The 11497-nt window shown below is 66.9% G+C and carries 10 protein-coding genes and 1 tRNA gene; 8 read left to right on the top strand and 3 right to left on the bottom strand.

Annotation, left to right across the window (positions count from 1 at the left end):
* Positions 1-32 precede the first annotated feature (32 nt).
* The 6 genes from FHT02_RS05435 to FHT02_RS05410 all read left to right on the top strand — a co-directional run bounded on the left by FHT02_RS05435 (position 33) and on the right by FHT02_RS05410 (position 7536).
* On the top strand, positions 33-1151 hold the full coding sequence (locus FHT02_RS05435; protein WP_184085260.1) for a hypothetical protein: 1119 nt from the start codon (positions 33-35) through the stop codon (positions 1149-1151).
* 177 nt (positions 1152-1328) lie between these two features.
* Entirely contained in the window at positions 1329-2954 is a 1626-nt protein-coding gene (locus FHT02_RS05430) for a hypothetical protein (RefSeq protein ID WP_184085257.1), read from the top strand.
* On the top strand, positions 2936-4558 hold the full coding sequence (locus tag FHT02_RS05425) for a Dyp-type peroxidase (RefSeq protein ID WP_184085254.1): 1623 nt from the start codon (positions 2936-2938) through the stop codon (positions 4556-4558). Before FHT02_RS05430 ends, FHT02_RS05425 begins: the two co-directional genes overlap by 19 nt.
* Entirely contained in the window at positions 4555-5790 is a 1236-nt protein-coding gene (locus FHT02_RS21865) for a cytochrome P450 (protein ID WP_184085252.1), read from the top strand. Before FHT02_RS05425 ends, FHT02_RS21865 begins: the two co-directional genes overlap by 4 nt.
* A gap of 265 nt (positions 5791-6055) precedes the next feature.
* Positions 6056-6457, top strand: a complete 402-nt coding sequence (locus tag FHT02_RS05415; RefSeq protein WP_184085249.1) for a hypothetical protein — start codon at positions 6056-6058, stop codon at positions 6455-6457.
* 182 nt (positions 6458-6639) lie between these two features.
* The gene (locus FHT02_RS05410) at positions 6640-7536 is read left to right on the top strand and encodes an ROK family protein (RefSeq protein ID WP_184085246.1); all 897 of its coding nucleotides are present in this window, start codon (positions 6640-6642) and stop codon (positions 7534-7536) included.
* Between the two features lie 129 nt (positions 7537-7665).
* Here FHT02_RS05410 and FHT02_RS05405 read toward each other — a convergent pair whose 3' ends face one another.
* The gene (locus FHT02_RS05405; RefSeq protein WP_184085243.1) at positions 7666-8289 is read right to left on the bottom strand and encodes a DNA-3-methyladenine glycosylase family protein; all 624 of its coding nucleotides are present in this window, start codon (positions 8287-8289) and stop codon (positions 7666-7668) included.
* A 63-nt stretch (positions 8290-8352) separates the two neighbouring features.
* Between FHT02_RS05405 and FHT02_RS05400 the strand changes: the two genes are divergently transcribed.
* Positions 8353-8670 (top strand): 2Fe-2S iron-sulfur cluster-binding protein, encoded by a 318-nt coding sequence (locus tag FHT02_RS05400; RefSeq protein ID WP_184085240.1) that lies wholly within the window; start codon positions 8353-8355, stop codon positions 8668-8670.
* Between the two features lie 32 nt (positions 8671-8702).
* Here FHT02_RS05400 and rlmB read toward each other — a convergent pair whose 3' ends face one another.
* On the bottom strand, positions 8703-9452 hold the full coding sequence (gene rlmB / locus FHT02_RS05395) for a 23S rRNA (guanosine(2251)-2'-O)-methyltransferase RlmB (protein ID WP_184085237.1): 750 nt from the start codon (positions 9450-9452) through the stop codon (positions 8703-8705).
* Positions 9452-11065, bottom strand: coding sequence for a M20/M25/M40 family metallo-hydrolase (locus FHT02_RS05390; RefSeq protein ID WP_184085234.1), 1614 nt, complete (start codon positions 11063-11065; stop codon positions 9452-9454). The genes rlmB and FHT02_RS05390 overlap by 1 nt, the downstream gene beginning before the upstream one ends.
* A gap of 124 nt (positions 11066-11189) precedes the next feature.
* Here FHT02_RS05390 and FHT02_RS05385 point away from each other — a divergent pair.
* Positions 11190-11276: transfer RNA gene (locus tag FHT02_RS05385), tRNA-Tyr, on the top strand.
* The last annotated feature ends 221 nt before the right edge of the window (positions 11277-11497 follow it).

The raw sequence follows: 11497 nt of genomic DNA, 5'->3' as shown, positions 1-11497 counted from the left end.
CCCGCGGACAGAATGTACAAGGAGCATGGACAATGGCTGTGAACGCTGAACCAACCGCCGCCGAGGCACCCCAGCCGATGGGGGGACCCGGCAATGCCGAAGGTACGATGAGCGCCAGCACCCTGGAGGGCAGCCCGCAACCGGCGGCGCCTGCGGCACCTGCGGCTGAACCGACTTCCGAAGCGGCGCCGGCGCAGCCTGCGTCCGACCCGGTGACGAGCACTTCGTCAGAGAGCAGCGCGCAGGATCTGAGCTTCGACACCGGCACCAGCTATCAGCTGAGCGACCAGGGCAGTTCGATCACCACCGGCGGTGAGCCGGGTGGCTATGGCCAGTCGGTGGGCAGTTCGGGCAATTCGACGATGGGTGACGTGAATGCCGATGGCGCGTTCGGTACGCAATCTTCGTCGAGCGACACCGACTATGCCGATGGCAGCAGCGTGAGCACGGACTCGATCTCGTTCACCGGTGGGCTGGACGTCGGCGCAATGTTCGGGGCGGCGATGAACAATGCTGGCGCCAGCAGCGGCGGGAATGGCAGCGAGACAAGCAGCGATTCCGGTGCGCTGGTCGGCGGGTTCGAGGCGGGTGCGCTGGTGACCGGCGGGACCAGTTCGACCGACATCGAGAATGCCGATGGCAGCAGCAGTTCGGATACCGGCACGTTCTCGACCGAGCTGGGGCTGGATGGCCTGCTGGGTGCCACTGGCAGTTCGAGCGACGCCAATGGCGAGGGTGACAGCAGCAGCGAGTCCGCCTCGCTGCTCGGCACGCTGGACTCGGTCGCGGGGCTGACGATCGAGGGTACGCAGAACAGCAGCGAAAGTGCCGATGGCGATACGGCCAATTCGTCGGAGCTGACGATCGACCTGGACACCTTCCTGGAGGGGGATGGACAGAGCGAATATCATGCCGCCGAGACGGGCAGTGATGGGTCAAGCTCAAGCTATGACCAAGTGAACACCGGCGGATTCGAGGTGGAGAACGACCTGGGCGGCAGCGGGTCGGGCAGCGGCTATGACGACGATGCGGCGCTGGTCAGCCTGGACCTGAGCGGGGATGGACCGTTGCTGGGGTTCGATAGCGATGCGGACTCGCTGCTGTCGGTCGATACTGGGCTCGACTCGTTCGATCAGGGCGGGTTTGGCTGATCGGCCACTATCTTGTCGACGCGGAAACGCCGTTTTCTAGACGGCGACGCGTCGACAACTTTGGCCGTTTCGGAGCAAATCTGCCCGCAACTTGAACTTCGTGCTTTTCTTGTTGGATTTCGCATGAGACAGTCCCTGTGATCCGGATGGTGGGGACCATCGGGAAGGGGGGACATCATGCGCCAGACGACGCTGTCCGTGGCACTCGAGGTGAAGCCCGAGAGCTATGACCATTTATCGAGCCTGCTCGACGCGCTGCGCGACAAGCGCAGCCCCGACCCGTCGGGCGGGGTGGGACCGTTCGCCGATTTTCTGACGCGGGTGCCGGCGCTGCATTTCCTGTCGCTGAGCGTCTTTCCCGGATTCGACTACGACCCGCTGTTCGTGATCGAAGCCAATTTCGACGGCGAGAAGGGTCCATTCTGGAGCCAGCTGGAAGCGGCGATCGGCGAGGACCTGCGCGTCATGCTGCGCTGCTGCAAGCAGCCGCTGACCCGCGACGGCGAACTGTTCGAGGCGATCACCGCCGCGGACTCGCGCGCGCCGATCGCACCGTATCTGGAAGCGCGAACCCTGACGCCGAGCGTGTACCATCATGGCAATCGCGGCATGACGCGCGACCGCATTCTGGCTGAAGCGGCGCTGTTCAAGGCGACGCGGGTGGAGCTTGCCGGACCGGCGGGAACAAGCCCCAACCCGTATCGGCGGATGACGCCCGGCGATATCCATGCGCGGCTGCGGGCCGCATTGCTGCCGGGCTTTGGCTGGCTGGGGGAGAAGGCACCCGCGCGGATCCCGCTTGCCGAGAATGTCGGCGACTGGGCGCGGCTGACCGGGTTTATCCTGGCGCTGGTATTCGCGCTGTCGCTGCCCGGGCTGATCCTGATCTTCGAGATACCCTGGCCGCGCTACCTGATCCTGATGGGGGTGGTGTTCGCCGGGTTCGCGGTGGCGCTCAAGCGGATTGGCGTGGCGTTGCCGGGTACGGCGACGCCGACGCGGTTCAGCTTCCTGACGCTGTTCTTCAAGCAATTGCTGCCACTGGCGCTGTTCCTGCTAGTCTATCTGCTGCTGGTGGGCGCGATCGGTACGCCGGTGACGATGCTGCTGACCGGGCGCGGCGGCGAGTCAGCGTGGCGCGATACGCTGGAATGGCTGGCCTGGGGACTGGTGAGCCTGCCGGTCACGGTGGCGGGCATCGTGTTCTGGCTGCGGGTGCTGGAGCGGAGCGACTCCTCGCAGGACGCGCCGCCGGTGGACGACAGGATGCTGCGCGCGATGGCGCGGCGCGAGGACTGGATCCCGCAAAACCATATGGGATCTATCGTGCTGATCAAGCCGGGCATCCTGCGCGCGGTGCTGATCCGGGTCGGGCATCTGGGGCTGGGGCTGCTGCTGCGGATCATCGCCCGCAACGGCTATCTGGGATCGATGCGCACGATCCACTTCGCGCACTGGGCGCGGGTGAATAACGGCAGCCGGCTGATGTTCTTTTCCAACTTCGACCAGACCTGGGAAAGCTATCTGGATGACTTCATCGAGAAGGCGCATGCCGGCCTGACGCTGGCGTGGAGTTCGGGCGTCGGCTTTCCGCCCACCCGCTTCCTGGTCAAGGACGGGGCGAGCCATGGCAGCCAGTTCAAGCAATGGGCGCGGCATTCGATGACGGTCAGCCGCTTCTGGTATTCGGCGTATAAGAACCTGACCGCCGACCAGATCGAGCGCAATTACCGGATCGCGCTGGGCCTGCGCAAAACCACCCTGACCGACAAGGAGGCCGCGCTGTGGATCGAGGACCTGTGAGCACGGCACCGGGCGGCGTGAGGGGACCTGGGGGACCGCCGAGCTGGAAGCTGGCGGCGCCGCACGACGCGATGACGCAGGGGATGGTGGTGAGCGGTTTCGGCACGCTGCCCACCGGTCGCGCGCTGTTCCTGGAGTTTGGCTGGAGCGGCACGCTGCGCGCCAAGGGCGGCGCGTGGCTGCAGGCGTTGCAGGCAGTGGCGCCGATCACCGACGCCGATGGCAAGGACCCGCGCTCGGCGGGGATCGGCTTCACCTGGCAAGGGCTGCGGAAGATGGGGCTGGGGGCGAACGCACTCGCGTCGTTCGACCGGCCGTTCAAGGAAGGCATGTTCCAGGAGGATCGACTGCGGCGGCTGGGAGACCGGCGCGAAGGCAAGTGGCTGGACACCGTGATCGCGGGCGGGCCGCGCTGGAGCGGGAACACGCCGCTGGACGCCGCGGCGCGCGGCGACGACGCCCATGCATTCGACGAGGACGGCCCGGCACCGTCGGAGCAGCACATCACGACACCGATCACCGTGCACGCGCTGCTGCTGCTGTACGAAGCGGACGAGGCGACCGCCGACGCGTGGTGCGCGGCAGTGAGCGACGCGCTGGCGCCGCACGGCGTGCGAGTGGTGCACCGGCTGCCGCTGGAGCTGCGGGTGGACGAACGCGGCATTGCGCGCGAGCATTTCGGCTTTGCCGACGGGGTGTCGCAGCCACAGCCGTTCAAGGACGGCGTGGTAACGATGGACGGGACGAACGCGCCGGCCGATCCCTGGAACGGGGTGCCATTGGGCGAGATCCTGATGGGGCACGAGAACGGCCATAACGAAATCGCCGCGGGGCCGGTGGTGCCCGATAGCCTCAAGGCGCGGGCCGCCGGGCTGAAGGCGCATCCGCGCGGCGAAGGGTTTTTCGACCTGGGGCTGGACGGCAGCTACATGGTGGTGCGCGAGCTGAAGCAGGATGTCGCGGCGTTCTGGAAGTCGATGCGCGACAATGCCGCGCGGATCGCCAAGGACGATCCCGGGCGGGGCGCGAAGATCGATGGGGACTGGATCGCGTCGCGCGTGGTGGGGCGCGACCGCGACGGCAATCTGCTGTGCCCGGAGGGGACGTTGCCGCCCAACCAATATGGCCAGCCCGACAACGCGTTCGGCTTTTGGGACCGCGACCGGCTGGGGCAGGGGTGCCCGCTGGGCAGCCATGTGCGGCGTGGCAATCCGCGCGACGGGCTGGCGCCGACGGCGGCCGACCAGCCAACCCTGCTCGCAGCGTCGAAGAACCATCGCATCCTGCGCCGGGCGCGCAAATTCGGGCCGACCATCGCCGATCCGACGGTTGACGATGGCGTCGATCGGGGCCTGCTGTTCATCTGTCTCAACACCGACATCACCCGGCAGTTCGAGTTCGTGCAGCAGACCTGGGTGCTCAACCCGAACTTCGCGACGCTGTATGACGAAGTCGACCCGCTGATCGGGCCCAAGGGGCAGCTGACGATACCCGAAACACCGCTGCGGCGGATCGTGGAAGTCGAGACCTTCGTGCAGATGGCGGGCGGGGAGTATTTCTTCCTGCCGAGCATGCCGGCGCTGCGTTACCTGGAAACACTGTGAATCCGCTCACGTCGACCGATGTGCTGCGGCCTGGGGCCACGGGGTTCAAGCGGTGGCTGGGCCAGACGGTGTTCGCGGCCATGCCCTACGCCTTTGCGTTCCTGCGGCGGTGGAAGCCTGTGGCGCGAATCGGAGGCATGGTGCTGACGTCGCGCTATGACGATGTGCGCGAGGTGTTCCTGAATGATCCGGTATTCGGGGTGACGTACCATCCCAAGCTGGACGTGATCATGGGGGGCGAGCCGTTCTTCCTGGGGATGGGGGATACGCCGCAATACCGGCAGGATGTCGCGGCGCTTCGCAAAGTAGTCCGGCCCAGCGATCTGGGCCTGTTGGCGCAGCGGGTGGAGCGGCGCGCGGGGGAGATCGTCGCTGATAGTGGCGGGCGGATCGACGTGGTCGACACGCTGGTGCGGCAAGTGACGTTCGAGGTGCTGAGCGATTATCTGGGCGTGCCCTGGCCGCAGGGCGGCGACCTGCGGGTATGGGCGACGCGGCTGTTCGAGTTCCAGTTCGCCGATGGGGGCAACGATCCCGCGCTGCGCGCCGAGGTGGACGTGATCGCGCCGGCGCTGCGCGCGCATATCGACGCGCAGATCGCGTTGCGGAAGGCGGTACCAGGCAAGGACGATGTGCTGTCGCGGTCGCTGGCGATGCAGGCGGCTGGCGAGAGCGGGTTCAGCGATGTCGAGATCCGCACCGCGCTGATGGGGATGATCGTCGGCGGGCCGCCCCAGCCGCCGATGGTGGTGCCCCAGGCAATGGAGCAGTTGCTGCGCCGTCCGGACGCGCTTGCCGGCGCGCGGGCGGCGGCGCTGGCGGACGATGACGCGCTGTTGCGGGGCTATGTGCTGGAGGCGATGCGGTTCGATCCGCTGGCGCCCGGCTTACCGCGTATGGTGTTGGCCGATGGCGTGATCGCCCGGGGGACGGCGCACGAGGCGCCGGTGAAATCCGGGGAGACGGTGCTGGCGGCGTTCGCCTCGGCAATGATGGACCCGCGGCGAGTGGCGGATCCCCGGCGGTTCGATCCGGCGCGGCCGGCGAGTGACTACATCCATTTCGGCTATGGGCTGCACCAGTGTTTCGGGCTGCACATCAACCTGGCGACGCTGCATTTGATGCTGAAGCCGCTGTTGCGCCAGCCGGGGCTGCGGCGGGCCAGCGGGCGTGCGGGGCGATTGCGCAAGAACGGGGTGTTTGCCGAGCGGCTGGTGCTGGTGTTCGGGTGAGTTTTTGTGGTCACTGTCGGGGGCCGGCGGGGGGTGGGGTGGTCAGCCATCCACGGCTCCCCGGCGAAGGCGTGGCCCAGTTTCGGCGGTGTATGACGCGGTGGTCCGCTCTTTCGGCTTTGTGCGACTGGGCCCCGGCCTTTGCCGGGGAACGGGTGTTGGCATGGGGTGCGGCGCGGTGTTCGGTCTTCGTTGCGCAACGCAGGTGGTTGATACTGCGCTTGGTGGCCTTTCGGATCACCTTCATCTGTAGCCCGGAGGCTTTATGGCGTTCTTGACGAAGACCCTGATCATGGTGGGCGCGTGTTTGCTGGCTGGCGGCGCATCGGCGCAGGACCGCCCTGAATCGTACAAGGTGGCGATGCAAATCGAGCGCGATGGGAAGGTGATCGGTGCGCCGACGCTGGTCATGGCGCGTGGTGTGCCGGCTGTTGTGACCGTGGATGGGGTGTATTCGCTCAAGACGGTGATTTCACCGGACGGTGGTGCCTCGTCCACGGTGGCGCTGTCTTCGGAACTGTACTTTCCGCAAGCCGGGACATGGGCGCTGGTCGCGACGCCTTCGGTCTCCATGGCGGCGGGAGGCTGGGCCGACATGACCTTGGACCTGCCGAAGCATGGGAAGATCGCGTTGAAGTATCAGGTGGAGGTTGCGCGCCAGCCCTGAGCGGCACTGCGCCCTTGGGTGCGGTGAATTCCGTTCGCAGCAGGGATGGTGCGTGCGGATCGAGGATAGCCTTGGATCCTCGCCCTCCGGGGGAGGATTGAAGGTGAGGGTGTCGGTTTTGGGGCAAACACCATAGCGCAACCCGGTGGCGTTTGCCGAAAGCTTGGGCTAGCCGGGGGATCATGAGCTCGACTGCACCGCTGATCGCCGGCCTGGAACTGGGCGGCACCAAATGTATCGCATTGCTGGCCACCGGCCCCGACGATGTTCGGGAAACCCGGACGATCGCGACGGGATCGGACCCGGCGACGACGCTGGCGGCGATCGAAGCGGTGCTCGACGAATGGGCGTTCGACGCAGTCGGAATCGGCAGCTTCGGGCCGGTGCAGCTCGATCCCGCCGCGCCCGATTTCGGATCGATCACGGCGACCACCAAGCCGGGCTGGACCGGCACCGATTTGGTGCAGCGGCTGCGCGCTCGGTATGAGAAGCCGCTGGCGATCCAGACCGACGTCAACGGCGCGGCGATCGCCGAGGCGCGCTGGGGCGCGTCGCGCGGGCTGCACACGCATGCCTACATCACCATCGGCACTGGCGTGGGCGTGGGGCTGGTGGTCGACGGGCGGCCGGTGCAGGGGGTGACCCATGCCGAGGCCGGGCATATGCGCGTGCCGCGGGCGCCGGGCGATAGGTTCAAGGGCTGGTGCCGCTTTCATGGCGACTGCGTCGAAGGGCTGATTTCCGGGCCGGCGCTGGCCGAACGGTTCGGCTGCCCGGGGCAAGAGCTGCCGCAGGACGGGCCGCAATGGGACCTGTTCGTGCATGACCTGACCGGGCTGCTGCACAATCTGGTGATGGGCTTTGCGCCCGAGCGGATCGCTATCGGCGGCGGCGTGATCGCGGCGCGCGAGCATCTGTTCGAGCGGCTGCGGACGCGATTGGCCGAGAGCCTGGGCGGCTATGGCTCGATCGCGAGCTATGCCGGCGAACTCGACCGGCGGCTGGGGCCGCCCGGACTGGGGACGATGGCCGGGCCGCTGGGCTCGATCGCGATGGGGCTGGAGGCGCTGGGCGCCTGAGATCCTCTTTTCGAGGGTGAGGTCATCGTCGCTGGGCGAGGGCAGGCCGCGTGCGAAATTCCCCTGAGGCCCATATTCTCCGTCACGCTACGCGTGCCACCTCCCCCTCCGGGGAAGGATTTTAGCGCTTTAGATCACGTCCATGTCGGTCTTGTAATGGTGCCAGGCAAAGATCGCCGCGGCGCCGCGATGAGGGCGCCAGGGTTCGGCCCAGCTGCGCAGGAGCTTTTCCGACGGACGCGCGGGATGGCCAAGCATGCGGGCGATCTCGATCTGCACGGCAAGGTCGCCGGCGGGCCAGATGTCTGGGCGGCCCTCTGCGAAGAGCAAGTAGATCTCGGCGGACCAGCGGCCGATGCCCTTGATGTGGGTGAGCGCGGCGATGGCTTCCTCGTCATCGGCGGGCAGGTTGTGGAGATCGAGCCGGCCGGTGGTGACTTCTTCGGCCAGGCTGCGGGCGTAGCTGGCCTTTTGGCGGGAGAGGCCGACGGCGCGCAGGGTTTCGTCCGAGGCCTGGGCGATCGTGGCGGGATCGGTGAGGTCGCCCAGGGCGGCGGCGAGCTTGTTCCAGATCGAGGCGGCGGCGGCGACGCTGACTTGTTGGCCGACAATGGTGCGCAGCAGCGTCTCATAGCCAGGATCGCGCAGGCGCGGGGCGGGATAGCCGGCGCGCTTCAAGGCGGCGGCGAAACCGGGCTCGATCCGCGCCAATGCATCGATCGATGCCGTCAACTGTTGCGCACTCAAGCCCATCGCGTCGATCCTTGCAGAGCGCCAAGTTGCGCGGCATGGACGCCGCCGACAAAGGAGATTGCCATGCCGAAGCTTACCGTCGTGACCAGAAATGGGGAAGAACGTACGGTCACGGGCGATGCGAGCCTCAGCGTGATGGAAGTGATCCGCGACAACGGCTTTGACGAGCTGCTGGCGATTTGCGGCGGCTGCTGTAGCTGCGCCACCTGCCACGTCCATGTCGACCCGGAATTTGCGGCCAAACTGCCGCCGATCAGCGAGGACGAGAATGACTTGCTGGATAGCGCGCTGACGCGGGACGCATATTCCCGGCTGTCGTGCCAGATCCCGTTCGGCGATGCACTGGACGGGTTGCGCGTGCGGATCGCCGAAGAGGATTGAGGCGGTGCCCCGGCATGGGCCGGGGCATCCGTTCAGCCGCGCGCAGTGACGGCGTAGAGCGCGACCGCGGCGGCGTTGGAGACGTTCAGGCTTTCGACCTTGGACGAGATCGGCAGCTTGGCGAGCTGGTCGCAATGCGCCTCGGTGTTCTGGCGCATGCCTTCGCCTTCGGCGCCGAGCACCAGGGCGATGCGGCCCTGTTCGCCGATGACCTCGGCAAGCGTGCCATCGGCATGGCCAGTGAGGCCAATGCGCCAGAAGCCGGCCTCGCCGATCTCATCGAGCGCACGCGCCAAGTTGACGACGCGCACCCAGGGCACGGTTTCCAGCGTGCCCGAGGCCGAGCGCGCGAGCGCCCCCGATTCGGGCGGGGCGTGGCGATCCTGCGTGATGATGCCGAGCGCGTCGAACGCGGCTGCCGAGCGCAGGATCGCGCCGACATTGTGGGGATCGGTGACCTGATCGAGCACGATCAGCGGGCGGTTGTCGCCCTTGCCCTGTTCGAGCAGGTCGCCCAGCCAGATCTCCTCGAGCGGATCGACTTCGGCGACCATGCCCTGGTGCGGGGCGTCGCTGGGCACCAGCCGGCCGAGATCGGCGGCTTCGGCAAAGGTGACGGGGATTTCGGGCGAAAGATCGAGTCCGGAGAGCGCTTCATGCGTGCCCCAGATCTTGCGGACCTTGCGTTCGGGATTGGCGAGCGCGGCGAGCACGGCGTGCCGCCCGTAGAAACGGGGGCGCGACGGGCTCGACTTGCTCGGGCGGTGTCCTTTGCGTGCCATCAGTCTAGATCATCCGGGTCTGGGTAAGCGAACGGGTTGGTGACCGTCGGCTGAGTGGGGAAGGGGGCGCGCGCGAGCGGCTTTTCGGAATTGGCGGCCTGAAGCAGGAACGCCGCCAGGATCACCGCGGCCTGCCGCATGTCGGCGGACTTGAGGTGATCGAAGGTGTCGGCACTGGTGTGGTGCAGCCGGCTGCCATAATCCAGCGGATCCTGAATGAACTGGAAGGCCGGGATGCCCAGCGCCGAGAAGAACATGTGATCGGTGCCGCCGGTGGTGCGCATCGCCACGGTGTTCGCGCCCATCGACGCGAACGGCGCCATCCAGTCGCGCAGCGTCGGCACGGCGGCGACATTGTTCTCCGCATAGATGCCGCGGATCTTGCCCGAGCCATTGTCGAGATTGAAATAGGCGACGAGCTTGTCATAGCCGGGCTGGCGCGTGACCGGCCAGCGATCGGTCCAGCCATAGAAGCGGGCGAGGCCGGTGGACGGCTCACCGGCCTTGCGCTGGCGCGTGGCGATATGCTGATCGACATAGGCCATCGAGCCGAGCAGGCCCTGTTCCTCACCTGACCAAAGCGCGAAGCGGATGGTGCGGCGCGGCTTGACGCCCATGCGCTGGAGGATGCGCGCGGCCTCCATCACCACGGCGCTGCCCGCAGCATTGTCGGCGGCGCCATCGCCGGCGGTCCAGCTGTCGAGATGGGCGCCGGCCATGACATAGGCGCCGCTGGTGTCGGTGCCGGGAATGTCGGCGAGGATGTTGTACGCCTTGGTATCGGCATCCTCGAAATGGACGACGCTTTCGAGCTCGACCACCGGCGCGGGGCCAACCTTGGCCAGGCGGGCGAGGCGGCGGTAATCCTCGGCGGCGAATTCGAAGCCGGGAACCTGCTGCGTCTCACCGACGCCGAACAGGTAGCCATTGCCGTGGAGGAGCTTGCCGTCGCGCGCGCTCATCGTGACATAGGCGACCGCGCCTTCGGCCTTGAGAAAGCTGTCGAGCTTCTCGGCATATTCCAGGCGCTTGATGCGGCGGTCGCCGGCTTCGGGATCGTAGCTGGGCTGCTGGTAGACGTCGAGTTTGGCGAGATCGTCGCCACTCAGCCGCCGGAAGGGGGCTTCGCCGGGCTCCGACCCTTCGTCGGGGAGCGTCACCAGCACGATCTTGCCCGCGAGCTGGCCGCGATACCGGGCGAAGTGCGCGGGCTCGCGCATGGGCGCGACGATGATCGGGGCGCTGATCCTGCCCGGCGTGCCGGGGGTCCAATTGATCGCCATGGCAGTGAGATCGATCGGGCGCGGGCTGATCATGCGGGCGCTCTGGCGCTCGGCCCACCAGCCGCGGCCGAAATCGAACCCTTCCTTGTGCGCGTTCTTCAGGCCCCAGGTGCGGAAGCGCGACAGCGTCCAATCCTCGGCGGCGCGCATGCCCGGCGAATTGGTGAGGCGCGATCCGATGCGGTCGGTCATGTGCTCGGCGGTGATCATCACCTCCGACCGGTTCATGCCTTCATCGATGATGCGGGCGATCTCGGCCCGCTCGACCTGCTGCGCGGCGAGCGGCGTGGCAATAAGGGCAACGGCGGCGAGAGCTAGTGCTTTGCGCATTGAGAGCCTTGCGTGGGAGAAAGTGTCGTGGCGACGCTATGCGGCAAGGAACCGCGAAGCAAGGCGTTGACAGGGGCGGTTCGCTTCGGCATTGGACCGCCCTCGCTCGACGCGGCGCCTGTTTGGACAGGTGGCCGAGTGGTTAAAGGCAGCAGACTGTAAATCTGCCCGGGTTTCCCGTACGCTGGTTCGAATCCAGCCCTGTCCACCACCGCCGCGTCGAGCGGAAATCCTGCAACATGGCATCTCGCTTGCACGGTCGCCCGGCTTGTTGATTGTCGCTGGGCAACTATGCCGTGATGCGGGTCGTGACCGCATAGACTACGGCCATCCGCGCCAGAGCTGAGTGGCCGAAATTGGGGGAAAGCGGAAAAGCGGTTTCCGGCAGTTGGTGGGAAAAGCAGGCGATCGCCGAAGCGCTGTTCTACGGCT

The sequence above is a fragment of the Sphingomonas xinjiangensis genome, from assembly GCF_014199255.1.
Classification (GTDB): Bacteria; Pseudomonadota; Alphaproteobacteria; order Sphingomonadales; family Sphingomonadaceae; genus Sphingomonas; species Sphingomonas xinjiangensis.
The sequence above is the reverse complement of the archived record's forward strand: the minus strand, read 5'-3'. Positions and strand labels throughout refer to the sequence as shown.